This is a genomic window from Micromonospora sp. NPDC048887 (assembly GCF_040649715.1).
Classification (GTDB): domain Bacteria; phylum Actinomycetota; class Actinomycetes; order Mycobacteriales; family Micromonosporaceae; genus Micromonospora.
In genome coordinates this window covers 413790-440107 of sequence record NZ_JBEZGA010000003.1, presented here as the reverse complement: position 1 = coordinate 440107, position 26318 = coordinate 413790, and the positions used below count along the sequence as shown (strand labels likewise).

Annotated in this window: 21 protein-coding genes; 8 read left to right on the top strand and 13 right to left on the bottom strand. The window is 71.2% G+C overall.

Annotated elements, in window-relative coordinates:
- Nucleotides 1-10 precede the first annotated feature (10 nt).
- Nucleotides 11-568: a dihydrofolate reductase family protein gene (locus AB0C17_RS07510; protein ID WP_357387265.1), complete on the bottom strand. Its 558-nt coding sequence runs from the start codon at nucleotides 566-568 to the stop codon at nucleotides 11-13.
- A 108-nt stretch (nucleotides 569-676) separates the two neighbouring features.
- A complete protein-coding gene (locus AB0C17_RS07505) occupies nucleotides 677-1489 on the bottom strand; it encodes an MBL fold metallo-hydrolase (protein ID WP_357477207.1) in 813 nt (270 codons plus the stop codon).
- Nucleotides 1490-1563: 74 nt separating this feature from the next.
- Between AB0C17_RS07505 and AB0C17_RS07500 the strand changes: the two genes are divergently transcribed.
- Nucleotides 1564-2061, top strand: a complete 498-nt coding sequence (locus AB0C17_RS07500; RefSeq protein WP_357477204.1) for a helix-turn-helix domain-containing protein — start codon at nucleotides 1564-1566, stop codon at nucleotides 2059-2061.
- Between the two features lie 43 nt (nucleotides 2062-2104).
- Here AB0C17_RS07500 and AB0C17_RS07495 read toward each other — a convergent pair whose 3' ends face one another.
- On the bottom strand, nucleotides 2105-3457 hold the full coding sequence (locus tag AB0C17_RS07495; RefSeq protein ID WP_357477201.1) for a condensation domain-containing protein: 1353 nt from the start codon (nucleotides 3455-3457) through the stop codon (nucleotides 2105-2107).
- A 128-nt stretch (nucleotides 3458-3585) separates the two neighbouring features.
- Between AB0C17_RS07495 and AB0C17_RS07490 the strand changes: the two genes are divergently transcribed.
- Nucleotides 3586-4809, top strand: a complete 1224-nt coding sequence (locus AB0C17_RS07490; RefSeq protein ID WP_357477199.1) for an SDR family oxidoreductase — start codon at nucleotides 3586-3588, stop codon at nucleotides 4807-4809.
- 54 nt (nucleotides 4810-4863) lie between these two features.
- Here AB0C17_RS07490 and AB0C17_RS07485 read toward each other — a convergent pair whose 3' ends face one another.
- Both AB0C17_RS07485 and AB0C17_RS07480 read right to left on the bottom strand, forming a co-directional pair.
- A complete protein-coding gene (locus AB0C17_RS07485) occupies nucleotides 4864-5970 on the bottom strand; it encodes a Glu/Leu/Phe/Val dehydrogenase (protein WP_357477195.1) in 1107 nt (368 codons plus the stop codon).
- 302 nt (nucleotides 5971-6272) lie between these two features.
- Nucleotides 6273-7883 (bottom strand): alpha/beta fold hydrolase, encoded by a 1611-nt coding sequence (locus AB0C17_RS07480; protein ID WP_357477192.1) that lies wholly within the window; start codon nucleotides 7881-7883, stop codon nucleotides 6273-6275.
- A gap of 264 nt (nucleotides 7884-8147) precedes the next feature.
- Here AB0C17_RS07480 and AB0C17_RS07475 point away from each other — a divergent pair, with 264 nt between their 5' ends.
- The 3 genes from AB0C17_RS07475 to AB0C17_RS07465 are packed head-to-tail and all read left to right on the top strand — an operon-like array spanning nucleotide 8148 to nucleotide 11459.
- The gene (locus AB0C17_RS07475) at nucleotides 8148-9041 is read left to right on the top strand and encodes an acetaldehyde dehydrogenase (acetylating) (RefSeq protein WP_357387277.1); all 894 of its coding nucleotides are present in this window, start codon (nucleotides 8148-8150) and stop codon (nucleotides 9039-9041) included.
- Between the two features lie 44 nt (nucleotides 9042-9085).
- Nucleotides 9086-10102: a 4-hydroxy-2-oxovalerate aldolase gene (dmpG, locus tag AB0C17_RS07470; RefSeq protein ID WP_357387279.1), complete on the top strand. Its 1017-nt coding sequence runs from the start codon at nucleotides 9086-9088 to the stop codon at nucleotides 10100-10102.
- Between the two features lie 58 nt (nucleotides 10103-10160).
- Nucleotides 10161-11459, top strand: coding sequence for a nucleotide disphospho-sugar-binding domain-containing protein (locus AB0C17_RS07465; protein WP_357387281.1), 1299 nt, complete (start codon nucleotides 10161-10163; stop codon nucleotides 11457-11459).
- Nucleotides 11460-11632: 173 nt separating this feature from the next.
- Here the strand turns inward: AB0C17_RS07465 and AB0C17_RS07460 are convergent, their stop codons facing one another.
- From AB0C17_RS07460 to AB0C17_RS07425, 8 genes are all read right to left on the bottom strand, one after another.
- Nucleotides 11633-12865: a cytochrome P450 gene (locus tag AB0C17_RS07460; RefSeq protein WP_357387283.1), complete on the bottom strand. Its 1233-nt coding sequence runs from the start codon at nucleotides 12863-12865 to the stop codon at nucleotides 11633-11635.
- A gap of 104 nt (nucleotides 12866-12969) precedes the next feature.
- Entirely contained in the window at nucleotides 12970-13812 is an 843-nt protein-coding gene (locus AB0C17_RS07455) for a hypothetical protein (protein WP_357387285.1), read from the bottom strand.
- A 45-nt stretch (nucleotides 13813-13857) separates the two neighbouring features.
- On the bottom strand, nucleotides 13858-14886 hold the full coding sequence (locus tag AB0C17_RS07450; RefSeq protein ID WP_357387287.1) for an LLM class flavin-dependent oxidoreductase: 1029 nt from the start codon (nucleotides 14884-14886) through the stop codon (nucleotides 13858-13860).
- Nucleotides 14887-14917: 31 nt separating this feature from the next.
- Nucleotides 14918-19927: an amino acid adenylation domain-containing protein gene (locus AB0C17_RS07445; RefSeq protein ID WP_357387289.1), complete on the bottom strand. Its 5010-nt coding sequence runs from the start codon at nucleotides 19925-19927 to the stop codon at nucleotides 14918-14920.
- A complete protein-coding gene (locus AB0C17_RS07440; RefSeq protein WP_357477189.1) occupies nucleotides 19924-20133 on the bottom strand; it encodes an MbtH family protein in 210 nt (69 codons plus the stop codon). Before AB0C17_RS07440 ends, AB0C17_RS07445 begins: the two co-directional genes overlap by 4 nt.
- A 320-nt stretch (nucleotides 20134-20453) precedes the next feature.
- Nucleotides 20454-20990 (bottom strand): phosphopantetheine-binding protein, encoded by a 537-nt coding sequence (locus AB0C17_RS07435; protein WP_357391027.1) that lies wholly within the window; start codon nucleotides 20988-20990, stop codon nucleotides 20454-20456.
- A 262-nt stretch (nucleotides 20991-21252) separates the two neighbouring features.
- A complete protein-coding gene (locus tag AB0C17_RS07430; protein ID WP_357391025.1) occupies nucleotides 21253-21693 on the bottom strand; it encodes a DUF6069 family protein in 441 nt (146 codons plus the stop codon).
- Between the two features lie 157 nt (nucleotides 21694-21850).
- Entirely contained in the window at nucleotides 21851-22267 is a 417-nt protein-coding gene (locus AB0C17_RS07425; RefSeq protein WP_357468061.1) for an OsmC family protein, read from the bottom strand.
- A 292-nt stretch (nucleotides 22268-22559) separates the two neighbouring features.
- Here AB0C17_RS07425 and AB0C17_RS07420 point away from each other — a divergent pair, with 292 nt between their 5' ends.
- The 3 genes from AB0C17_RS07420 to AB0C17_RS07410 all read left to right on the top strand — a co-directional run bounded on the left by AB0C17_RS07420 (nucleotide 22560) and on the right by AB0C17_RS07410 (nucleotide 26265).
- Nucleotides 22560-24404 (top strand): FAD/NAD(P)-binding protein, encoded by a 1845-nt coding sequence (locus AB0C17_RS07420; RefSeq protein ID WP_357391021.1) that lies wholly within the window; start codon nucleotides 22560-22562, stop codon nucleotides 24402-24404.
- Nucleotides 24401-25627, top strand: a complete 1227-nt coding sequence (locus AB0C17_RS07415; RefSeq protein WP_357391019.1) for a putative PEP-binding protein — start codon at nucleotides 24401-24403, stop codon at nucleotides 25625-25627. The genes AB0C17_RS07420 and AB0C17_RS07415 overlap by 4 nt, the downstream gene beginning before the upstream one ends.
- Before the next feature lie 95 nt (nucleotides 25628-25722).
- Nucleotides 25723-26265, top strand: a complete 543-nt coding sequence (locus tag AB0C17_RS07410; protein WP_357391029.1) for a carboxymuconolactone decarboxylase family protein — start codon at nucleotides 25723-25725, stop codon at nucleotides 26263-26265.
- The last annotated feature ends 53 nt before the right edge of the window (nucleotides 26266-26318 follow it).

Sequence of the window (26318 nt, the reverse complement as noted above, 5' to 3'; positions counted from 1 at the left end):
GTGGGGCGGCTCAGCGCGTCCGGTAGCGCGCGTAGATGAGGCCGGTGGCGAAGGAACGCTCCTCGACCAGTTCGAGGTCAAGGCGTAGACCCTCGGGGAAGAACCGCTTTCCGCCCCCGACCACAGTCGTGGTGATGAACAGGTGGTATTCGTCCACCAGGCCGGCCGCGATCGCCTGGGCCGCGAGGTTCGGGCCGTCGATGGTGAGGTCCCGGTCGGCCTGGGCCTTGAGCCTGCGCACCGCGTCCGGGTCGAAGGACCGCTCGATCCTGGTCTTCGCGCTGGACACCGACCGCAGCGTCGTGGAGTACACGATCTTCTCCGCCGCCTGCCAGTCGCTGGCGTACTGGAGTATGTGCGGTGGCTGGCCGGGCTTGGTGTGCGCGGTCTCCCAGTAGACCATCGTCTCGTAGATGCGACGGCCGTAGAGGTACGTGCCGACGGGGCGGAAGAGGTCGTTGACGAAGGTGTGCACCTCCGGGTCCTCGGCCCCGGTGCCGAGGCTGCCCTCAGCCGCCTCGACGTAGCCGTCGAGCGAGGTGACCATCGAGTAGATGAGCTTCGCCATGCGTCTCCTCCGGGCACCGACACCTCTTCGGCTACCGCCACCGTCCGGGTCGACAGCGAGGCGATCAGCCGGCGGCGTCGGCCGGTCCGGCCGACGCCGTCGACATCGCTACACGCGCTGGGCGAGGCGCTGGGCCTGCCCGGCATGCATGTCGCTCACCCACTCCCAGCCGGGCTTGGCCGATGGACCGACCCGCGGATCGTCGGCGATGTCGCCCTCGGGCAGAGCGAGCACATACGCCCGGTCGCACTCGATCCGCGCGCGGACCTGATCGGCCTCGGCGACCGACCCGTGGCCCGGAACAACGACATCGACGTCGTCCGCCACCTCCTCGAGCAGCCGCAGCGCGGTCAGGTAGTCGTCGACCGGCTCCTCGGCGCCGTTCAGGTCGAGCATCGGAATCAGGACATCGGAGAGCACGTCGCCGGCCACCAGCACCCGACGCTCCTTGATCAGCAACGACGCATGGCCGGGCGCGTGCGCCTGATGCTCGATGATCCGGACCTCGGGACCGTCCCAGGGAATCCGGCTCGTCCCCTCCGGGAGGCCGGTGATGTGGCCGAGCAGGTCCAGCGGCACCTTGCCGACGACCTCCGGCGGAAGCATTCCCACGACGCGTTCCCTCGCGCCCGCGTCCGACAACTTGGCCTGGACGGTGGCCGCGCAGCCCGCGGTGCCGTACCGAGGTGCCTCGCCGAAGCTCTCGTGCCACAGCAGATGATCCCAGTGCGGGTGCGTCGAGAAACCGGCCACGACGCTCTGACCCAGCTCGGACAGGTCGTTGGCAAGGCAGGCCATCTCGTCGCCCGTCACACCGGGGTCGATGAGCAACACGCCGGACCGGCCTTGCACGACGACGGCGTTGCACTCGAGGAACTCGCTCTCGTGGATCAGCACACCCTCCGCGACCTGCCTCAGCACGGGGCCCCCTTCGTTCGTGATTCTTCTATCGCCGGTCGGGACGCTAATACCGGCGGTGGTAGTTTGCAAGCACTATGGGCGACACGCACGAGCCGCGGTCGGAGTGTCCGATCAACGCCGCCGTCGAGGTGTTCGGCGATCGCTGGAGCCTGCTCGTCCTCCGCGACATCGTCTTCGGGGACCGCCGCTACTTCCGGGAGCTGCAGGCCAACTCGATCGAGGGCATCGCCACGAACATCCTCGCCGACCGGCTGAAGCGCCTCGTCGACTCTGGACTGCTCACCCGGGAGGACACCCGACCGGGCCAGCGGGCGCGATACAGCCTGACCGAACCCGCCATCCGACTCGTACCCGTGTTCGCGCAGCTCGGCAGCTGGGGGCTCCGACACCGGCCGACGAACGCCGCGCTGCGCGTCCCCGCCGAACTGCTCGAACACGGCGGCCCCGGGCTCTGGCAGGAGTTCATGGACGAACTCCGCCACTCGCACCTCGGCACCGGCACCCCACCGCGATCGCCGAGCGTCCACGAACGCCTGATCGCGGCCTACCTGGCCGCCGCCGACGCCGGGTAGCCACCGGGCGTCGCACGACGGCCAGGCGGCCGCGCCGCATCCGCTACGGCTTACGCCAGGCCTGGTCCGGCCGGTCCGCGATCGTCAGGATCAGGTCGATGAAGTCCGAGCCCCAGCGGTCGATCGTGCTCGCGTCGACCGCACCGGGCTCGTACTCGACGCAACACCGCAGCTCGCCGGGGGGAGCCACGAGGAAGGTCCAGACGAACCCGCCGCGGAGAAAGGACGTCGTCCGTTCCTCCGGCATGACCACCGGTTCGACGCTGGCGGCGAACCCGGTGTCGTCCTGCGCCACCGGTGAGTTGATGTAGTTCAGGATGGGCATGAGGGCCCGCGGATCCGCGGCACCGTTCATCAGGCCCGGCGTCATCTCGACGATCGTCGGAAACGGAAACGGGTGCCGCCGTGCCTCGGCGCCGCCCTTCCGCGCGAGCAGCATGAGGTCCAGGAAGGTCTCACAGCCGCCGAACTCCAGACGAAGGGGAACCGGGTTGACGAAGAAGCCGATGGTGTCGTAGAAATCCGGGCTCGGCCGGCCACTGCTCGACGTGAACAGGGTGATGTCGGACCGACCGGTCACCCTCTCCGCGAGCACCATGAACGCCGCCAGGAACACGTGCCAGACGCTGCACCGATTCTGGGCGGCACTCGCCGCGACCTTCGCGAAGCTGCCCGGGTCGATCGTGAAGTTCCCGATCGCCATCTGCGGCTGCAGCGTGTCGGGACCGTGCGGCCGGTCGGCCGGCATGGTCAGCATCTCCGCTCCGGCCAGCTTGTCCGACCAGAAGCGGCGCGCGGCCGCCGCCTTCCCGCCGCGCAGGAACTCCTGTTCCTGAAGGGCGAACTCCCGGTACGGGACCGGCGTCGGAAGCGTGTGCGGCACGCCCGTCACCCGGGCCGTGTAGCAGGCCGCGATCTCACGCCGGAGGATGTCGGTCGACCAGCCGTCACAGAAGAGGTGGTGGGTCTGGATGGTGAGCACCGCGTCGCGGTCGTCGAACCGGTGCAGGGAGGCCCGCAACGACGGCTTGACCGAGAACGACATCGTCTGTTGGCTCAGATCGGTGAGCAGATCGACCGCCACGTCGTCGCGCGAGCGGCCGGGTTCCACGGCGATGTCGCGGACGGTGAGCGGGACCGGCAACGGCGGCAGCACCTCCTGGAACCCGAGGTTGCCGTCCGTCTCGTCGTAATGAACCCGCGTACGCAGGGACTCCTGCCGTTCCACGACCTCGTCGAGGGCGGCTCTGAGGGCATCGACGCGCAGTTCTCCCTTGATCCGGAGAGCCAGGGCGATGACATGTTGCGGTGCGCGTGCCAGACCGCCCGGGTCCCGCTGCCGGGAACTCAGCGGATAGCGGGCCGCGGGTTCCACGAGGATCTCCGATTGGTTCATGGCAGCCCCCAGGAGTCATAGATCGACGTATTCCTCTGCGACACTCCTCCGGCCACGCTAGTCAGGACGCCGGCGGCGGGCACCTTCGTAGTTGCCCGCCGCTGTCCGGCGTGCGAGCACGGCCGGAGATGCCCCGTACTCCCGGCCTGCCGGATCGTGGGCCCTGCCACCGCGGCCGCCCTCTTGCCCACCGGGCAGCCAGCGCCCCACAGCCCAGCCACCTCCGGGTGACGATGCCGACGGCCACCCATGCCGTCGATCGCCCTCGCCCGGGAGACGGCGCCGACGGCTACCCGCCGTCGGCGCCGTCGCACTGGTCGGCGCGTCGGAGCCGGCCCGCGGATCGTCCCGTGGGTCGGTACGGCCGAACCCGGTGCCCGGTCCCGGCGGCACGGGTACCGGCGATATCCGTCGTCGCACTTTCGCGGGTGCTGCCGGCTGACCGCCTGGCAACGATCAGGAGACCGCTGAACCCACCAGGAAGGGGCCCGACCATGAGCGAAGCGCACGGCACGCCCGAGGAAGGCGCCGCGACGCCCGCAGTCGCGGACGAAGGCGATCCGTCCGGCCCGCAGTCCCGCCGAGCCCACGGGGACGCGAGCCCGGGGGCGGGCCGCGCCGTCCTCGTCACGGGGGCGGCGAGCGGCATGGGATGGGCCATCGCGAAGCGATTCGCGGCGGCGGGTGACCGGGTGGCACTTCTCGACAAGGCGGCCGGCGTCGCCGACGAGCTCCTGGGCGAGCTGGACGGCACCGGGCACGTCGCCCTCCAGGCCGACCTCATGGACAGTGCCGCTGTGCGGACCGCTGTCGACTCCGCCGCCGAGCGGCTGGGCGGGCTCGACGTCCTGGTGAACAACGCGGGCGTCTTCACCCTGCACCCCATCACCGAGGTGAGCTACGAGGTCTGGCAGCAGCACTGGCAGTCCACCCTGGGGCCCAACCTGATCGGCGCGGCCAACGTGACGTGGTGCGCGGTCCAGCACCTGAAGGAGCGCGGCGGGCGCATCGTCAACGTCTCGTCGCGGGGCGCGTTCCGCGGCGAACCCGAGGCGCCGGCCTACGGTGCGAGCAAGGCCGGCCTGAACTCCTTCGGCCAGTCGCTCGCGCTCGCCCTCGCGCCGTACCGGATCTCGGTCGCGACGGTGGCGCCCGGATTCGTGCGGACCCCGATGGCAAAGGAGTACCTCGAGGCACCCGGCGGCGACGCGATCAGGGCCCAGAGCCCGTTCGGCCGGGTCGGCGAGCCGGACGAGATCGCCGCGGCCGTGTTCTATCTGGCCTCGGAGAAGGCCGAGTGGGCCAGCGGTGCCGTACTCGACCTGAACGGCGCCTCCTACCTGCGGACCTGAGCAGCGGTGGCGGTCCGGTCCGGGCGGCCGATGTCGTCCGGACCGGCTCGACCATCAGAACGTCCGCTGGTAGGCGCGCGCGACGTCCAACCGTGTCTGCGCCATCTCGACCGCGGCCTCGGCGGGCAACAGACCGGGACGGGCCGCGACCCGATCCAGCAGTTCGAGCGTGTTGGCCGTGATCCGCTCCGCGATCTGGGTGAACGCCTCCGCCCGGGTACGGCCCCGGTGCTCGGCGGCCGCGCAGATCACACCCCCCGCGTTGACGATCACGTCGGGCACGCTGAGCACACCTCGCCGGGCGAGGACAGCCTCCGCCTCCGGTGTGACCGGCAGGTTCGCGCCCTGCAGGATCGTCCTCGCCCGCACGTCGTTGACGTTGCCCATGTGCACGGCGTCGCCCTGGGCGGCGGGGATCAGGATGTCGCACTCGACGGTGAGCAGCTGGTCGCGCTCCATGGGTTTCACGTCGTGGCAGTCCGCGATCGGGCCGGTGCGCTGGAAGGCCGCGAGCGCCTCGATGTCCAGGCCGTCCTGGTCGTAGACGGCGCCGGTGATGTCGGACACCGCGACGACGCGAGCGCCGAGGCGGGCCAGCTCGAGGGCGGCGACTCGCCCGACGGCGCCGAAGCCCTGGACTGCCACCCGGGCGCCCGCCAGCTCGAGCCGGTTCGCGGTCTGCAGGGCCTCCGCGCACTTCGCCACGCCGTAGCCGGTGGCGCCGACCTCGTTGAGCGGGATGCCGCCCAGCGCGCTGGGCAGCCCGACCGAGCGGCCGATCTCGTCGCGGATCCACGCCATCGCCGTCTCGTCGGTCCCCACGTCGGGCCCGGGGATGTAGTCGACGACGTGACGGATCGCGCGCGCGAAGGAGCGGACCACGGACTGCCGCGCCGCGGGGTCGAGCGGCCCGTTGAACCGGATGCCCGACTTCCCTCCGCCGTGTGGCAGTCCGGCCACCGCGTTCTTGATCGTCATGGCGCGGGCGAGCCGGGCCACCTCGCCCACGGTGACCGTCGGGGTCATGCGCACTCCGCCGATGGCCGGGCCGAGCACAAGATTGTCGAGCACGACGATGCCCGTGGCACCAGCCGTCAACTCGAAGAAGTGCACGGCCGCGGGGCCGAGATCGTCGGCCGGCCACGCTGCGGTCTCCCGCATCACGGCCTCCCCGCCGTCCCGGTGGGAACCGTCTCGCCCGCGCCCGGTGGCGAATACCAGAATGACTCGCGCATGGATGTGACCTCCCGAATAGATGGGCATCCGTCGTGTCGAGTCTCACCGCGGCGTTGCGGCGTGCTCAACGGTGAAATTGCCGTCCGGCCACGAGCGTGACCGCTGATCGGAGTGCGGGTCCTGATGGCGACGGCGCTGCCGTCTCCGCAGATCGGACGGGCGGCTGCCGCCTCACCCGGCCACTGGCGTTCGCAGTGGCCGGGTGGGGCGAAGACCGGCCGGGGGTGTCAGCGAGCCCGGCGTGCCGATGGTGTCCCGAGGACCGACGCGGGGCCCAACGGGGACCTGGCGGCGCCGATTCCGGATGCCTGCGCGGTGGCCGCCGGGTCGGGTACCGGCTGCGGGAGCGGTGCGCAGGTCGCATCCGGGCCGTTGCCCCGCTGACGTGCGGGCAACGCGCCGGTCGCCAGGTAGGTGGCGACCACGCCGTTCACGCACTCGTTGCCGACGAAGAAGCCGCTGGCGTGGCTGGTGCCACCCGGTACGGCGAGCAGGCGGGAGTGCGGGAACCGCCTGCGCACCTCGAGACTCCCCCCGAACGGCGTCGCCGCGTCCAGCGTCTCGTTGACGAGCAGAACGCTCGCGACGCGCCGCCCGTCGATGTCCACCGCCCGGCCCGCCGGTGCGGGCCAGGACAGGCAGGGCGCGTTGTACCACCCGTTGAGCCAGGTGAGGAAGCGCGCCGCCCGGAAGGTGGATCTCAGGTCGCGCTGCCAGGTGGCCCAGTTCCGGGGCCATGGCGCGTCGGTGCACGACACCGCGTTGTAGGCGGCGTAGCCGTTGTCGTCACCCGGCCCGTCGACGATCTGGTACCAGCCGATCAGCGTGTCGGCGTCCTGGTCGTGCACCCAGCCGGCGAACACGCCGGCGAGCTGGGTCCAGAAGTACTGGTTGTATCCGGCGTGCACGAAGATGTCACTCCACTCGGCGCCGCCGACGACGCCGCCGGCCGGCTGCCGGTCGAGTTCGTGGAGTTTCTGGTAGAAGAGCTTCTCGACCGCCGCCGCCGTGCTGCCGAGGTGGTAGACGCTGTCGTACCGGGCGAGCCAGCCGAACCAGATCCTGATGTTTCGTTCGAAGGCGACGGACTGGTCCAGGTTGTTCCGGTACCAGACGGTGCGCGGGTCCACGGTGCTGTCCAGCACCATCCGCCGTACGCGCGCCGGGTAGACGCTGGCGTAGACCTGGCCGAGGTAGGTGCCGTACGAGTATCCGAGGTAGTTGATCTGGCGTGCGCCCAGTGCGATCCGCAGGCTCTCCAGGTCACGCGCGGAGTCCAGCGTCGTCATGTGCCGCAGTAGCGGCCCGTTCTCCTCGGCGCAGGCGCGGGCATATCCACGCGTGCGCGAGAGCCAGGCGCGCTCCACTGCCGGAGTACCGGGCACGTACGGCGGCCGCGGCGCCGCGAAGTAGTCCGGCCGGCAGGAGATCGCCGGCACGCTGGAGCCCACGCCGCGCGGGTCGAGGCCGATCCAGTCGTAGGCGTCGCCGGCGCCGTCCGGGACCGCCTGGCCCAGTGCCGCCAGGCCCAGCCCGGATCCGCCGGGGCCGCCGGGGTTGGTCAGCATCACGCCCTGGTACTGCGAATCCGGCGTGGTGTGCGGGATCCGCGACACCGCGAGCTGGATCGTGGCGCCGCGCGGACGGGCGTAGTCGAGCGGAACGGTGAGGAATCCGCACCGCGCACCGGCGGCGGCCAGATCCGGGTCCGCGCAGGCACCCCATGCGATCCGGGTCGTGGCGGCCGCGGACGCGGTCGCTCCGGCGCCGGTCATCAGAACGCCGACCATGGCGGCGGCAACGAAGTGCCTCGTCCGGCGGCCGATCGTCGTGCTCATCACGCGCCCTCCCTGGGTGTGAGTGCGGCAGCGTCAACATTTGTGATGCTTGTCGACGTCGCACACCAGGGGCAACGTTCCATTGTGCGCAGTGCGCCACCGACGCTCGCCGGAATCCGGCACCGGCCGGCTGATGACGCACTCGTGGAGAAGTTTCGTCGTCCCGCTCACGGCATGCTGAACGAGAGCGTGCGCCACAATCGCGCCGGCCGCAACGACGGGACCGGCCATGGTTCGGGGCAATTCTGAGGGGAAGATCGGGCTATGAATAAGGGCAGCCGGTTGAACGTTGCCATCCTCGGAGCGGGGCTCATTGGGCTCGATCTCTTGACAAAGATCAAGCGTTCCAAATTCCTTGACTGCCAATTGGTGGTGGCGCGCGACAGTCAGAATCGCGGATTGCGCACCGCAGCCGAACTTGGCTACCGGACGACCGGCGGCGGGGTCAGGTCGCTGGCGTCTGCCCCGGTGAAGTTCGACGTCGTGTTCGACGCCAGCAACGCCGCCTCCCACGCCGAGCACTGGGAGTACCTGGAGGGCCTCGGTGCGCTGGTCGTCGATCTGACGCCGAGCCGGATCGGCCACATGATCGCGCCGACGGTGAACGGGACGGACGCCCTTGTGCACCGCAACGTCAGTTTGATCAGCTGCGGCGGCCAGACGGCGATCCCGATCCTGCACGCGCTCACCCAGCGGTACTCACCCGACTACATCGAGGTGGTGACGACCGCGGCCAGCCAGAGTGTGGGGCGGGCGAGCCGGCTGAACCTCGACGAGTACGTCGAGACGACGCAGGCCGCCATCCGTGCCTTCACCGGAGTGCCCGATGTCAAGGTCCTGCTGAACCTCAGCCCCGCCGAGCCGCCTCCCACCTTCCGGGTGGCGATCTCCATGACCGGCGACGACTTCGATCTGGACGTGATCCGCAAGCACGTGACAGCGGCGGCGGAAGAGGTCCGGACCTTCGCCGCGGGCTTCGACATCGCCGCGTGCAGCGTCGTCGACGGCCGGGCGTTCATCGCGATCGAGGTGAGCGCCTCGGGAGATCTGATCCCGCACCACGCGGGGAACCTCGACATCATCAACTCCGCCGCCATCTACGTCGCCGAACAGTACGCAGCGGGCCGTCCGGTCGCCCAGAAGAGGACAGTGAGCTGAACATGGACCAGGGTACGCAGGAAGACGCCGTGACGATCCGGCCGGTGACCATCCATGACCCGACACTGCGCGACGGTCAGCACGCGATTCGTCACCAACTCGGTCGAGACCAGCTCCGGCGGTACGCCGCCGCGGCGGACGCGGCCCGCATCCCGGTCGTGGAGGTGGGCCACGGCAACGGCCTCGGCGCGTCGTCGCTGCAGGTGGGCCGGGCCGCGCTGACCGACGCCGAGATGCTCACCGTGGTCCGGGAACAGCTCTCGCACAGCAAGATGGCCGTGTTCATGCTGCCCGGCTGGGCCACCACGCACGACCTCAAGGAAGCGGTGAACCACGGAGTCGACGTGGTGCGGGTCGGCGCCCACTGCACCGAGGGCAACACCATGGAGCGCTATCTGGGGTTCCTGCGGGACGCCGGAGTGGAGGCGCAGAGCGTCCTGGTGATGAGCCACATGGCCGCACCCGGGCGGCTGGCCGAGGAGTGCCGCCGGCTCGTGGACTACGGCGCGTCAGCCGTGGGCATCATGGACTCCGCCGGGCACTACCTGCCCGAGGACGTCAGCGAGCGGATCACCGCCATAGCCGGTGCCGTCGACGTGCCCATCATCTTCCACGGGCACAACAACCTCGGGATGGCCGTGGCCAACTCCGTGGCCGCGGCGCGCGCCGGTGCCACGATCATCGACGCGTGCGCCAGAGGATTCGGGGCGGGCGCCGGCAACACCCAGCTCGAGGTGGTGGTGCCGGTCCTCGAACGGAGCGGCTTCTCGACGGGTGTCGACCTGTACGGCCTTCTCGACGCGGCGGACCTGGCCGAGCGGGAACTCATGCCCAAGCCGCCGACCATCGACTCGGTGGGCATCGTCAGCGGGCTCGCGGGCGTGTTCTCCGGCTTCAAGAACCCGGTGCTCGACGCGGCGAGGCGCGAGAACCTGGACCCGCGTGACATCTTCTTCGAGCTGGGCCGGCGCCAGGCGGTGGCCGGCCAGGAAGACCTGATCGTCGACGTCGCCGCGGCCCTGGGCAGAAGCAGGGTCGACATCCCGGACCCGACGTCCTAGAAGTCCCGCCGCACCGGGCACCGCCTGACGTTCCTTCGCTCGACTCCTGGGAGTTTCCGTGCGCATCCTGGTCCTGAACTGTCCGAGCAAGACCCACCTGTACGCGCTGACACCGCTCGCCTGGGCCCTGCGCACCGCCGGGCACGAGGTCCGGATGGCCACCCAGCCGGACCCGGTCGGGCTGACCCCCCAGGATGTCGCGCACACCGGCCTGACCGCGGTGTCCCTCGGCACCCCGATCGACCTGACCGCGATGGTGTCCGAGAAGGCCACCGAGGAGGAGGCGCTCCCCGTCCCGGACGCGGACGCCGGGCCCTACGAGAACGGGCGCAAGTCGGTGCAGGCCGACTACGCCGCCGACGACCCGCTGGGCGAGCTCACCGCCCTGGCCGACTGGCACTTCACGATCTTCAACCCGGATTCGGTAATCGACGACGCGGTGCGCTTCGCCCGGGCCTGGAAGCCGGACCTGGTGCTCTGGGACGGCATGACGATGGCCTACGCGGGCCCGGTCGCCGCCCGGGCCTGCGGCGCCGCGCACGCCCGCCTGGTGATGTGCACCGACGCGCTGATGCAGCTGCGGACTGCGGCGCGGGCTGTCGACCCGGCGCGCGATCCGATGCGGGTCCACCTGGAGCCGATCCTCGCCCGGTACGGCCTGGACTTCACCGAGGAATCGGTGACCGGCCAATGGTCGGTGAACGCGATGCCGCCCTGGACCTGGCAGCCGGAGGGCATCGACTACCAGATGGTGCGCGCGGTGCCGTTCAACGGCCCGTCGATCGTTCCGGAGTGGCTGTACGCCGAGCCGGACCGCCGGCGCGTGTGCCTCACGCTCGGCCTGTCGTTCCGCGAGCTGAATGCCGGCGCGTCCGTCAGCGACATGCTGGACGCGGTCGCAGACCTGGACGCGGAGGTCATTGTCACGCTCACCGATGAGCAGCGCGCGGCCCTGCCCGCCCTGCCGGGCAACGTCCGACCGGTTCCCTTCGTGCCGTTGAACGCGCTGCTGCCGACCTGCTCGGCCATCGTGCACCACGGCGGGTACGGCACGGTGGCCGCGGCCACCTACTACGGGGTGCCGCAACTGCTGGTGCCGGGCAAGTTCGGCGCCGACAAGTTCTGGGGCCCGCTGGCGGTCGTCACCGCTCTGGAGGAGCAGGGTGCCGGTGTCTACGTCAGCGACCCCGGCCGGCTCACCGCCGAGGCCCTGCACAACCAGCTGCGACGGGTGCTGGACAGCCCGTCCTACGGCCGCAACGCCGAACGCCTGCGCGCGCGGACAGCGGCGGTCCCGTCGCCCAACGACGTCGTGCCACAGATGGAGAAGCTCGCCACCGTGCACCGCGCCGGATAGCGGGCGGCCGGGGCCGGGCGTCGAGTTCATCCGGGCACCCCGGCCCGACGACCGGCAACGCCGTCTCCTCATTCGAGGAGACGGCGTTGTGCCGTGCGCCTGGCTCGGCGATATTCACCTGTGGCGCGGCGTGAGGCCGGTGGCGGGTGTGGGCCCGCCACCGGCCCCGGGCCTCAGAGGTAAACCGGCAGTTCGCGCCAGCCGTTCATGATGAACGTTCCCTGCCCGGCCAGTTCCTTTGGCTCCACCGCGAGCCGCAGCCCCGGCAGGCGTGTGAACAGCGCCTCCAGCGCGATGCGCGCCTCCATCCGGGCCAGGGCCGGGCCGATGCACCGGTGGACGCCGTGCCCGAACGCCACGTGCCGCTTGTCCGCCCGCTGGACATCGAACTCCCCCGCCGCGATGCCGTGCACCTCCGGGTCGCGGCCGGTCGTGAGGTAACCGATCAGCACCGGGTCACCGCGTTTGATGGTGACGCCGGCGATCGTGACGTCCTCCGTCGCGAACCGGAACGGCAGGTGTGCGACCGGGGCGTCGCTGCGCAGCGTCTCCTCCACCACGTCTTCCCAGCGCACCCGGCCACTCACCGCCAGGCCGCGCTCGACGGGCCGGGTGAGCAGTGCGGCCGCGGCATTCGTGATCAGGTTCCGGGCCGGCTCCGCGCCGGTGTTGAGCATCAACTGCGCCAGGCCGACCAGCTCGGCGTCGGACCCGGCACCCGTGCCGCTCACCGGGCAGGCGCCCGGCTGGGCCGCGATCAAGTCGCTGATCAGGTCCTCACCTGGCTCCCGCCGCTTCACCGCGACCAGGGCTTCGAGCTTGCGCCGGATCAGGGCGAAGACCTCGCCCGCCTTCTGCGGGGTCGACTCGACATACCCGGCGCGGTCCAGAATGCCGTCCGGGTCCCCGTCGGGCACGCCGAGCAGTTCGCCGATCACCCGCGCGGCGACCCGGTGGGCGTACCGCTCCTTGAGGTCGACCGGCTCACCCGGCCGCTCGGCCGCGTACTCGATCAGGTCGTCGAGCGCGCGCGTCACGACACGCTCGACCCGCGGCCGCAGGGCGGCGATGCGCTGCGGGCTGAACGCGCCGGCGACGAGCCGTCGCTGGCGGGCGTGGGGCTCACCGTCCGCGGTCGACATGTTGTCCATCCGCGCCCAGGCGATCAGCGGGAAGTCCGGGTCGAGGGCGCCGTCGACGTACGCCGGCCAGTGCTGCCGGGCGTTCTTGCCGAACCGCTCGTCCGCCAGGACCTGCCGAACGGTGTGGTAGCCGGTCACTGACCAGGCCGTAACCCCGCCGGGCAGCAGCACCCGGGTGACCGGCCCCCGGGCCTGGAGCCGGTCCATCTCGGCGTGGATGCCGGCGCCGAGGGGATCAATGACGAACGGACGCTCATCTTCCACGTCTTCCTCCTATGAGACCCAATCGGTGGGTCTTTCCATCGTGGGCAGTGATCAACGCCGTGGTCGTCTTCGAGGGTGCGCCGCCGATCATCGTCCGGCGGCGCTCAGCCGCGGCGCGCCGACATGGAGCGGCGCGGATCCGGCGGTTCCCAGTTCCCAATCTGGCCGAGCACCAGCCGGGCCAGTTCCGGTGTGACGTCATCGGGCCGCTCACCGGAGGGCGGCGGCGTGATCCGGTACCGGTCCGGAGCGGTACCGGGAAACACGAAGTGGGGGTCGTCGGTCAACACCGTCACCTCGACCGACTCGGCGGGCGGCTCCGCGGGCCGGTCGTTGCGGCAGGCCAGCAGGAAGGCGAGCCAGGTCCGGTACGACACCAGCAGCTCGGAGAAGGCCAGCGGGGCGCTGTCGAGGCCGTGCCGCTTCGCCAGCTCCGTCATCTCCGCCCGCATCAGCTGTTCCATCTCCGCGACGCAGGCCCGGGGATCGCCGTCCAGGTCGGGACACGGCTGACCACCGGCGCCCAGCTTCGCCTGGAACTCCGCGAACCCCTGGACGACGTGCTCCGTGCCCGGCCAGGTCGGCTGCACCAGGACGGCGGTGACCTCCCGGACGGCGCTCAGGTGACCGGCGATCCGCAGAGACAGGGCGGCGGCGCTGCAGTGGCTCACCACGAACAGCCGCTGGTCCCCCGCCGCGGAGGATTCGGCGCGGAAGAGGGCGACCGCCTCGTCCGCCAGTTCCGCCAGGGAGGCGTAGAGCCGGCCACCGGACAGCGCGCCCCGCGGATCCACCTGGTAGATCCGCTGGTCGGTGGCGGCGTCACCGAGCAACTGGCTGAGCCGGGGCGCCCCGTTGAGCGCCTGAAAGTCGGTGACCAGCACCTCCGCCCCGTCGCCGGAGCTGAGCTGGCTGCAGAGTGGGCCGGTGCCGGCGACGGGGCGCATCGGCGTGTCCTTTCGTCAGGCGCTGTCGAAACGGCCGCTCGCGCGTCAGGACGGGTCGCCGTCCAGGGCCGCGACGGCGCGTTCCACCGCGATCCGCGTGTGATACAGGTCGTCGGGTTCCTGCGGCAGGTCGAAGACGAAGGTGCGGGCACCGCCCTTCAGATACGTCGCCACCGCCTGCGCCACCTCGTCGTAGCTCCCGACGAGGTACGGGCAGAACGTGTGGTGGTACCGGAAGGGAACGAGCCAGTACGCCCCGCCCTCCCCCTCGTCGGCGATCGGCACGGAGGCGAGCTGGGGCTGCCAGGACGACACCGCGGCCGAGAGGAGCAGTTTCATCCGCTCCGCGCCGTCCGGATCGGCCGGGAACCGCTTGTGCGCGATCCGCCACGCCTCGGACGAGTCGTCACGGGCGATGATGCCGATGCTGATGCCGGCACCGAACCTGTTCTTGCGGGTGTCCGGACTGGCGAACTCGGCGGGCAGCAACGGGAAGGAGAGCTGGCTGAGGCCCAGTGACTCCCCCGCCTGCAGGCTGGCCGCCGACGAGCCGGACACGTACGCCCTGGGCAGCAGGTCGGCGGGTACCGGCGTCGTGAGCCGCGCCCGCCGGAAGTTGTAGTACCGCCCCTCGTGACTGGTCAGGCCGCCGTCGAGCAGCGCTCTGACGATCGTCACGTACTCGACGAGCCGGTCGTACCTGGCGTCGTGCGGCAGCGCGTCACCCTGGACCCGCAGGTCACGGCTGAAGCCGCCGCTGACGTAGTTGAGGTCGACCTGCCGCCCGTACAGGTGAGCCAGGGACGAGATCGCCCGGGCCAGCGCGAACGGGCTCTTGTCCAGCGGCTGGACCGCGATGAGCGGCACGAAGCCGGCGGTGTTCGCGATGGCGGCCTGGGCCGACATCCAGGCGTCGATCGAGGTGTTGTCGCTGTACAGCAGGGCCCCCCGGTAGCCGGCCTCATCGGCCCACCGGGCGGTCTCCAGCAGCTTGCGCAGGTGGGAGTCCTGGCCGTAGCCGATGCTCGACCGACATGTCGAGTAGATGGTCACACCCCTGGCCGCCAGATCCATCGTTCCTCCTCCGGGGGTCGTCTCGTGCCGATCAGGACTGTCCGGCCGTCTGCGGTGCCGCGTGACCGGCGACCGCACCGACGGACGGGTTGGCGAGGAAGTTCTGCAGGCTGATCTTGATACCGAGCTGGTTCTCCAACCGGGCGACGAGCACGGCGCCGAGCAGCGAATGCCCGCCCAGGTCGAAGAAGTTGTCGTCGACGCCCACCCGGTCCACCCCGAGCACCTCGGCGAACAACTCGCACAGGGCCCGCTCGGCCGGGGTGGACGGTTCCCGGGCCGCTCCCGCGGCGTAGTCCGGGGCGGGCAGCGCCCGCCGGTCCAGCTTCCCGTTGACCAACCGGGGCAGCTCGTCGACGGCCACCACAGCGGACGGCACCATGTGTCCGGGCAGGGCCCGGCCCACCGCGGCCCGGACAGCGACCGGGTCCACCTCGTGCGCCCGGCCGGCCTCGGGCACCACGTACCCGACCAGGCGGCGGTCGCCCGGGCGGTCCTCCCGCAGCACCACCACGGCCCGGGCCACGCCGGGCTGCCCGGCCAGCACTGCCTCGATCTCGCCCAGCTCGATCCGGAAGCCCCGGAGCTTGACCTGCTCGTCGACCCGGCCCAGGAACTCCAGCTGGCCGTCGTTGCGCCAGCGCACCAGGTCACCGGTCCGGTACATCCGCTCACCGGATGCGAACGGGCAGGCCACGAACCGCTCCGCGGTCAGCCCGGGCCGGTTCAGGTAGCCCCGCGCCAGGTACGGCCCGGCCAGGTACAGCTCCCCGGGCACCCCCGCCGGCACCACACCCAGGCGCTCGTCGAGCACGTACGCCCGCACGTTCCACATCGGCGCCCCGATCGGCGGCACCTCCCCGCCGCCGGACAGCCGCCGGCTCATCGTCGTACCCACTGTCGCCTCGGTCGGGCCGTACCCGTTGTAGATCCGCCGGCCCGCCGACCACGCGGCGATCAGCTCGGCGGAGCTGGCCTCGCCCCCGACGATGAGGCACTCCAGGGCCGGCACCTTGGCGGGCGTCGCACCGGCCAGCGTGCTGGGCGCCACCATCGCGTGGGTGATGCCGAGCTCGTGGAACGCCTCGGCCAACGGCTCCCCGGCCAGCGGCCACTGCTCGGGGAGCACCAGCGCCGCTCCGGCGGTCAACGACAACAGCAGCTCCACCATTGACATGTCGAAGCTCAGCGAGAGCAGCTGCGCCACCCGTGACCCCGGCCTGGTCTCGAAGGTGTGCACCAGGAACGCCGCCAGGCTGGGCAGGCCCCGGTGGCTGACGACGACGCCCTTGGGCCGCCCGGTGGACCCGGACGTGTAGATCACGTACGCCGGGTGGCCGGGCAGCAGCGGCGCGATCCGCTCCCCGTCGGCGACCTCGCCGCCGGGCCGGCTCGCCACGTCGGCGGCCACCGCCGGATCGTCGAGGACGACCCGCACGCCAGCGGCGGGCAGGTCGGCGTCGAGCTGCCGGGTCGTGAGCATCGCGATCGGCGCCGCGTCGGCGAGCATGAACGCGATCCGGTCCGCCGGATACCCCGGATCCACAGGCAGATACGCCGCACCCGCCTTCACCACACCCAGCACCGCCGCCACCATCTCCAACGACCGCGGCAACGCGACAGCCACCACCCGCTCCGGCCCCGCACCCAACCCCACCAGATACCGCGCCAACCGGTTCGACCGCGCATCCAACTCCGCGTACGACCACGACACACCACCGAACTCCACCGCCACCGCGTCCGGCGTCCGCGCCGCCTGCGCCACGAACAACTCCGGCAGGACCACACCGGGCACGTCCCGTGCGGTGTCGTTCCACCGCGAGACGACCAGTTCGCGTTCCGCCGCCGACAGCAGCTCCACGCCGCTGACCCGCTGGCCCGGGTCGGCGGCGACCTGGCCCAGCAGCCGGACCAGCCGCTCCGCCAGAGCCTGCGCGGTGCTCGCGTCGAACAGGTCCGCCGCGTACTCCAGGGTGACGCCGATCCCGCCGGGGGCGCCGTCCGGCTCATGTCGCGACCGGTACGTCAGCGACAGGTCGAACTTGGCCGACTGCTCGGGCAGCGGCAGGTTCGTGGACTCCAGGCCGTGGACCCGCCAGTCCCTGCTGGTGTCGTCGTCGGAGGCCAGCGTCACCTGGAACAGGGGGTGATGAGTGGTAGACCGGACCGGGTTCAGCACCTCCACCAGCCGTTCGAACGGGACGTCCTGGTGCGCGTAGGCCGCCAGGTCCTGCTCCCTGACGCGGCGGAGCAACTCCCCGAAGTCCGGGTCGCCCGACAGGTCGGTCCGCAGCACCAGCGTGTTGACGAAGAACCCGACCAGGTTGTGCAGCCTCTCGTCACCGCCTCGACCGGCCACCGGCACGCCGATCGGGATGTCGGTACCGGCCCCGGAGCGGGACAGCACGACCGCGAGGCCGGCCTGGAGCACCATGAACAGCGTCACCTGGTGCCGGCGCGCCAGCTCCACCAGCCCGCGGTGCACAGCCGCGTCCACGTCCACGTCGACCTGCCCGCCCTGATAGGAGCGGTGGGCCGGGTGGGGCCGGTCGAACGGCAGCTCAAGCCGCTCGGGCAGACCGGCCAGCGCCGACTGCCAGTACTCCACCTGCCGGGCCAGCACGCTGCCGCCGTCCTGGCCGGCGCCCAGGAGGCCGCGCTGCCACAGCGTGTAGTCCGCGTACTGGACCGGCAGCTCGGTCCACTCCGGCGCGTGCCCGGCCAGCCGCGCCTCGTACGCCTGCCCCAGGTCCGCCAGCAGCACGCCCAGTGACCAGCCGTCGCTGGCGATGTGGTGCGTGAGCAACACCAGCACGCACTCGTCCGGCCCCAGCACGAACACCCAGGCGCGCACCGGCAGTTCACCGGCCAGGTCGAAGACGTGCTGCGCCGCCCGCCCGGTGAGCGCCGGCAGCTCGTCCTCCTGAGCCGGCACCACGGTTACCTCCGGCACCGCCAGCGCGGCCGGGACCACCCGCTGGTACGGCTGCCCGTCCACCGCCGGGAACACGGTCCGCAGCGTCTCGTGCCGCCGGACCACGTCACCCAGGGCGGCGGTCAGCGCGGCGGTGTCGACCCGCCCCCGCAGCCGCCACGCGAACGGCACGTTGTAGGTGGTGCTCGGCCCCTCCACCTGCGCCAGGAACCACAACCGCTGCTGCGCGAACGACAGCGGCAGGCGTGCCGGCCGGTCCCCCGGCTCCAGCGGTGGCCGGGCCGCCCCGACGCTGTCCAGCGACCGCGCCAGCGACTCCACCGTGGGATGGTCGAACACCGCCCGGATCTCCAGCTCCACCCCGAGCACCGACCGCACCCGGCTGATCAGCCGGGCCACCAGGAGCGAGTGTCCACCCAGGTCGAAGAAGTTGTCGTCCACCCCGACCCGGTCCACACCGAGGACCTGGGCGAACAGCTCGCACAGGATTTCCTCGGCGGGAGTGGACGGCGCCCGGCCGGTGCCGCCGACGAACGTCGGGGCCGGCAGCGCCCGCCGGTCCAGCTTCCCGTTCACCGTCAACGGCAGCGCGTCCAGGACCACCACGGCGGCGGGCACCATGTAGACGGGCAGCACCGCTGCCACGGCCGCCCGGATCCCGGCCGGGTCCAGCTCGCTCCCGGCAGCCGGCACGACATAGCCCACCAGGCGCTGGTCGCCGGGGCGGTCCTCCCGCATGATCACCACGGCTCGGGCCACCCCGGGCTGCCCGGCCAGCACGGCCTCGATCTCGCCCGGCTCGACCCGGAATCCGCGGACCTGGACCTGCTCGTCGACGCGGCCCAGGTATTCCAGCTCACCGTCGTCGCGCCAGCGCACCAGGTCGCCGGTCCGGTACATCCGCTCACCGGACGCGAACGGGCAGGCCACGAATCGGCCGGCGGTGAGACCGGGCTGGCCCAGGTAACCCCGCGCCAGGCTCGGCCCGGCCAGGTACAGCTCCCCCGCCACACCGGGCGGCACCGGCCTCAGCCGATCGTCGAGCACGTACGCCCGCGCGTTCCAGATAGGCCTCCCGATCGGCGGGGCGTCCCCTCCCGACAGCGGCCCACTCATCGTCGTGGCCACCGTCGCCTCGGTCGGGCCGTAGGCGTTGAACATCCGCCGGCCCTTCGACCACTCGGCGGCGATCTCGCCCGGGCACGCCTCACCGCCGACCATCAGGCACTCCAGGCCGGGCATCTGGTCCGTCGTCGCCCCGGCCAGGGAGGCCGGCCCGACCAGGGCATGGGTGGCCCGCAGGTCGCGCAGCGTGTCAGCGAGCGCCTCCCCGGCCAGTTGCCCCTGCTCGGGAAGGACCAGGGCCGCCCCGGCGGGCAGCGACATCATCAGTTCCATGACCGCCGCGTCGAAACTCAGCGAGGCCACCTGTCCCACCCGTGACGCGGGCCCGATCTCGAAGGTCCGGATGAGGAAACCGGACAGGCTCGCCAGGCCGCGGTGGCTGACCACCACGCCCTTGGGCCGCCCGGTGGACCCGGACGTGTAGATCACGTAGGCCGGGTGGGCGGTACGCAGCGGCGCGAGCCGGTCCGCGTCCCCCACACCGCTGCCGTCCTGCCGGGCGACCGGCTCGGCCACCCGGGGGTCATCGATGATCACCAGCTCGACGCCGGGCACGTCCGGCAGCCGCAGCGCCGTGGCCCGGTCACTGATGAGCAGGCGCGGGGCGGCGTCGGCGAGCATGAACCCGATCCGGTCCGCCGGATACCCCGGATCCACAGGCAGATACGCCGCACCCGCCTTCACCACACCCAGCACCGCCGCCACCATCTCCAACGACCGCGGCAACGCGACAGCCACCACCCGCTCCGGCCCCGCACCCAACCCCACCAGATACCGCGCCAACCGGTTCGACCGCGCATCCAACTCCGCGTACGACCACGACACACCACCGAACTCCACCGCCACCGCGTCCGGCGTCCGCGCCACCTGCGCCACGAACAACTCCGGCAACACCGTTTCCGGCACGTCCCGCGCCGTGTCGTTCCACCGCGAGACGACCAGTTCCCGTTGGGCCTCCGTCAGCGTTTCCACGACACTCACGCCCGTTCCGCCCGGACCAGGCTCTGCGGACGCATGTCGGTCCAGTGTTCTTCGACGTACCGAAGGCAATTCGATCGGGAATCCGTGTCGTGCGCGGTGACCCAACCATCTGGGACGGCGATGCCGGACGGCCACAAACTGTGCTGCCCCTCGTCATTGACAAGGACCAGATACAGGGCGTCGGCGTCCTCGAACGGATTAGTCATGGCAACCTCATTCCGATTGGCAGACCCGGCCGGCCGCTTGACTCTCATCGTTTCCGCACGACGACGGGCGGTTCGCTGACCACCCTGCCCGGCCCATTTATCCCGGCGCATCTCCACAGTTGCCCATGCGATTCGCCCGCCGACGGGGGGCGGTTCGCCCGAGCCGGAGCCCGGGCCGCGAGGCGGGGTTCAGAAATCGCGCCGGGGCTCGGTCCGGTTCCCGGATCCGGGAACCGGACCGAGCCCCGGGCCGTCGCTGACGGCGGCTCGCGATGTCGGGAGTCCTGCCGGTGTGAACCGGCCGCCCGGCGTCTCGGTGCCTACCTGAGCGGCATGAGGTCCAGAAGCCGGTCGAACTCCGCCACGGTCGGCGCGTCGAACAGGTCATCCATCGAGATGTCCCGGCCGAGTACCGCGCTGGCGCGGCTGGCTATCAGCATGGCGTCGATCGACTCGCCGCCGAGGGTGAAGAAGTTGTCGTCCATACCGCACCGGGGCCGGGCGAGCACCTCGGCGAAGATCGTGCAGAGCGCTTCCTGGCGGGGAGTGTCCGGCGGCCGGTAGGGCATCAGGCCCCGCAGGTCGGGTTGGGGCAACGCGCGCGGGTCGGCCGTCCCCCCAGAGTCGACCGGAATGGCGTCGACGACGGTGACGGCGGCCGGCACCATGCTGCCCGGCAGCCGCTTCCTGAGGTGCTTGTACAGCTCAGTGAGGTTGAGGCCGACGCTACGCAGCACGATGTAGGCCACCAGGACATGGCCGAGGGCTTCGTGCTCGTGGGCCAGGACCGCGACCTCCGTGAGCCCGGGGTAGTCGGTCAGGACATCTCGCACGTTTTGGATCACGGCAGTAGCCATCAGCCGCTCACCTTCCAATCGAGGCTCCAAGGCTTCCGGGCTACCTTCGCACGCGAGTGCATGGGAGCTGTCTCCCAGATTGCGCGGATACCGAGCCTGCTCAGAGGCAACGCGGGCGGACCGTTTCGACGAGCTTCGCGGGGTGACATGCGAGCGGACCGGGCCGATTTGGATCAGTTGCGACCCAGCGGGGCGCCGACGTCGGCGCCCCGCTGGTGAGGGAGGGCTGGAACTGGATGGGCGCGGCGGCGCCGCGGCCGGGTCAGCGTGTGGTCGGGAGCTGCCGCGCCACGACCGGCACGACGATCGCCGCGGCGACGATGTGCAGAGCGACCAGGGTTGCCGCGGCACCGGCGTCGAAGCCGAACGTGACGCTCGGGATGAAGGACAACACGAGCAGCGCCACCGCCGTCCGCACGAAGGTGGACCGCGGTCGACGGGCCTTGCGCGCCATGACGGCGGCGATGGCGACACCGACGAGCGAGAGGACCAGCGTCAGCACCGTGAACATGGGGAGCGGGATGGTCTCGCCGCTGTTCCCGAGCGTCACACCGGCGGCCGACGCGATCGCCGCGAGGACGGTGGTGACGATCGCGGCGACGACGGCCGCGACGACCCCGTGCTTCCAGACCGACTGTCGCTCGGTGGCCGGGACCGGCGAACTGGTGGACGGGGCTGTCCGGGCGTGCGTGTCATCCATCATCGTGAGTTCCTTCGCAGTGCGGCTAGACGGGCGACAGCACCGGCGGACACGGAACGCTACCGCTCGGTTCCATCGGCAAGGTCACGAACCGGAAGGTATCGGTCGGCGAAGACCAGCGCATCTTCCATCGTGCGCACTTCGGCGGCGGCCCCGCTGTTCACCCGGCGGCGGGCGGCACGGCGACCGACGCGGTCACCTTCATGCCCTGCCTGAGGGTCGCGGCCACCAGGCAACCGCGTTCGGCGATCACGACGAGGTGTTCGAGGTCCGCGGCCGGGCACGAGTCGCACGACACCTCGATGTGGATCGCACCGAACCGCCGGGGGTTCGGCTCGAACACGCCGGTGACGCGACAGGTCGCGCCCTCGACCCGGGTGGACCGGGCCTCGGCGGCGGCGTAGAGAGTGCTCATGAAGCAGCCACCGACCGAGGCGAGCAGCGTCTCACCACCCATCGGGCCCGCGTCCGATCCGCCGTTGGAGGACGGACGATCCATCACGATGGTGTAATCGCGAACGCTGGCGATGGTCGCCGTATGGCCGCTCTGCGCGAGAGCCACCGTCATCTGTTCCATGGATGCGTTCCCCTTTCGCGAGGGTCATGATCGGCTTCTCGAACAGGCCACCACATCGACCGCCCATCGTGCCGCGCCTGTCGGCGTTCCGACAACCCGCCCTCGTCCCGACGATAGGGGTGTGGCGTGGGGCGCCGCCGGTTTCAGCACTGGTGAAGTGGCGCCGTTCCGCGCCCGGCCGCCAACATCGAACGGATCCCCGGGAATGACGAACGGGCGTCGCTCAGGAGGAGGAAATTGATCGACAGGCGTCGGGCGATGCATGCTGCCGGTATCCAAAAAGGAGGCAGGAATGCATCGTCCTCGGGTCCTCATCGTCGGTGCCGGGCTGGCCGGCACGGCGACAGCCATCCGGCTCCTGCAGTTCGCCCGCGAACCCCTCGAGATCGTCTTGCTTGAGCGTCGCCGGGACTACCGCTACGCGGGGGTGGCGTACCACCGAGACGGCAACCCCTGGGATCACGTGTTCAACATCCAGGCCGGCCGCATGTCCGCGTTCCGCGAGGACGTCCACGACTTCGTCCGCTGGGCCAATCACGAGGCCGATCGCAGCGGATGGACCGCGCCCTGGGGGGACTTCACATTCGTCGGACACGGCCCCGCCCCACGCCGGATCTACCACGACTACCTGACCGATCGCGTCGCCGCGGCCCGCGCCGAGGCGTACCCCGGTGTGGAACTCATCGAGACCGAGGGTGAGGCGGTCGACCTCGACATCCACGCGGACCACGTCGTGGCCTCCATCCGGCTGGGCTCCGGCGACGACGCCGGGCACACGAAGACCCTGACGGCCGATCACGTGATCCTCGCGACCGGCATGGAGCTCCGGGAACCGGCGTTCGCCGGCCAGGTGCTGGGGCATGACGCGTTCATCCGGCACCCGTACTCGGAGGAGGGCGTACGGCGGCTGCTGGATACACCGCCCGACGCGAGCGTCGTGGTCGTCGGATCGGTGCTGAGCGCGTACGACTCCGTGGCCCTGCTCCTGCGCCAGGGTCACACCGGCACCATCCGCCTGGTCTCCAAGTCGGGCACGATGCCACGCGCGTACCCCGAGCACCACGAGCACGGCGTGGTCCAGCTCCCCGCCCCCGGACGGCTGTTCGAACCGTACCGGGACCGCTCGGACTTCCTGGCACGCCTCCACGCCGAGTGGGAGGCCGCCTGCGCCGCGATCACCGCGGAGCACCCCGACATCCACCAGCGGATCATCACCGAACGGGTGGCGAAGGCATGGGAGCCCTACCTCCCGCGGGTCATCGCGCAGATCCCGACCGACGAGCTGCGGCAGCTGCTCAAGGAGTTCAGCACGCAGATCGCCTCGCTACGAGTCGGCGCGGTGCCCTACACGACTGCCATCGTGGAGCAGGCCATGTCCCCCGACCACGGCTCGGTCGAGCTTGTCGTCGGCCGGATCGAGGAGGTCGGCCCGGCGGCGTCGGGGCGACTCGACGTCGTCGTGGCGACGGGGGCCGGCACCCGCGTCCTCCCGGCCGACCTGGTGGTGTGCAACTTCGGCCGGGAGTTCGACTACACGCACGTCGAGTCCCCGTTGTGGACGAACCTCCTGGCCGGCGACGTCGTCACTCCCCATCACCGCACCGGCCGCGGCATCGAGGTCGACACCCGGGGTACGCCGCTACGACCCGACGGCGAGCCGGTTGAGGTGCTCTCGGCCATCGGGGTGATGCGCGAGGGCGACGAGATCGTCCGCAACGGTCGCACCGGCGCCTTCGCGTTCAACCTCGCCGCGATCAAGAACCACTCCGTCATGGTCGCCGCGCACGTTCTCGAACGGCTCGAGCTGCGCTGCGACGGGGCCGCACGACGGGCCGCGACGGAACTGCGCCACACGCTCACCGAGACGACCCGCGACGGGTTCGCGCAGGCCGTCACCGTGGAGGTCAGGCGGCTCGCCGCGCGGTCCCGGGCGGAGCGGGAGCGACTCGACGCGCGGCTGGCCGGCCACCTGTGCTCCGATCACTTCCACGGTGTGCGGGCCGAGACGGGTGACCGGTTGCTGCGTGCCGCGGTCAACCAGGCGGCGCTCGAGAAGCTCACGGACATTTCGGTGACGCCACGCGAGCTGCGGCGGCAGCTGGGCATCACGAACGAGGGAGAGGCGGACGACCAGTGACCGAACGACAGATCCGTGGCGTGCTGCTCATCGGCGGAGCCACATCCGTGGTGGACGGGCCGTGCAACCGCACCGAACGACCGGTGGCGGGCTCGGTCGTCATCGCGCAGACACTCACGCCGAGGCTGTACGACGCGCTCACGACGGCCCGCGCCGTCGTCTGCGGCTCCGGCGGGCGTACCGGCCACATGCAGTCCGTCTGCCGCGCCAAGGGCATCCCCGTCCTGCGCGTCGACCCCGGCGACCTCGACAAGCTCGTCGGCGTGGTGACGCTCGACCTGGAGCGGGCGACTGTCGTCGTGGGCGCCGGCGGCGGCGCCGGCGCGGCGGCCGTCGGCCGGGCCGGTCCGCCGCCGGACGTTCTCGGCTCGGCCTGCGCCGTGATCGCCGACCTTCGCGACATCCGCGGCCTCAACGCCACAGCCGGGGGTACGACTGCCGTCGAGTCGTTCTTCGTCCGGGAGGAGTTCCTGTGCTTCTCCGCAGGCCTCAGCCCGATCGACGCCCTGCGCGGCGGGGCTGCCGTGCACGCCTACGGACGCGCGATCGCCGACCAGCTGCGGGCATGCGTGGAAGCGCTCCGGCCGGGCCAGCGGCTGATCCTGCGTATGCTCGACCTGCGCTCCAACGACGCCGCCCACATCACCGGTGAGGCCACGGTGCCGAGCGAGCCCAACCCCGACATGGGCCTGCACGGCACCCGGTGGCTGCTCCGGTCGGCCGCCTATCCCCAGGCGCTGCACGTCATGCTGGACACCCTGCGCGGTCAGCTCGGCGCTCAGGCCGACCTGGTGCATCTCTCGGCGCCGTTCCTCACCGACGCCGAGGAGTTCGCGAAGTTGCGACCACATCTCGGCCTGCCGGCCGAGACGCCCCTGTCCGCGTTCATCGAGACGCCGGCCGCGGTCCACGCCACGTCGGACATCTGCGCCGCCGGTGCCGCCGAACTGTTCGTCGGCACCAAGGACCTGGTGCAGTTCTACCTCGCCGCCGACCGCAGCAACCACCTTGTCGCCGACTCCTACCGCACCCGGCACCCGGCCGTCCTCGACGGGCTGCGACGGGTGATCGAGGACGCGCGCGGCACCGGCACCCCGACCCGGGTGTTCGCGCTCGGCGCCGACCTGCGCTACTACCTCGACCGGCTGCCGACACCGACCGGCTACATGATGTGCGTCTCGGAACTCCGGCACGTTCTCCGGCCCTCGGATCGCGCTGCCTGACCCGCTGCGGCCGGCGGGCGGAGCGGGCCACTGTCGATGCGGCAACTGCGCACGCAGGAAGTTGTCCCCCCGATCGGCGCGTGCCACGGTACGGCATGGCTTACATCGATCTGGGCGTGGACGAGCATGAGTTTCCGGGCATCACGGGCCCGATGCGGTTCCGCCCGGAGACCGCGGAGCCGCTCAACATGCTCGCCGAAGTGCTGCTGCGCGCACCGCACTCCATGCCGCCCGGCGAGCGGGAGCTGATCGCGGCCTACGTGTCCGGTCTCAACGAATGCACCTTCTGTTGCTCCTCTCACTCGGCGTTCGCCGCCGTCCAGCTCGACGCTGGCATGGCCGTGGTGGACAAGGTGCGCGCGGACCTGGACTCGGCGCCGGTGTCACCGAAGCTGCGAGCGTTGCTGCGCATCGCCGGCGCGGTCCAGCAGAGCGGCCGGGCGGTGACCGCCGAACTCGTCGACGCCGCCCGGGCGGAGGGCGCCGACGACGTCGAGATCCACGACACCGTGCTCATCGCCGCGGCGTTCTGCATGTACAACCGCTACGTCGACGGGCTGGGTACCTTCGCGCCGCAGCGGCCGGAGGACTACCTGCCGATGGCCACGCGCATCGTGGAAGAGGGTTACGGCACCTGACCGTCGGACAGTCGAGCAAGAACCAATATGACATCGAACAACTCCGGTCAATA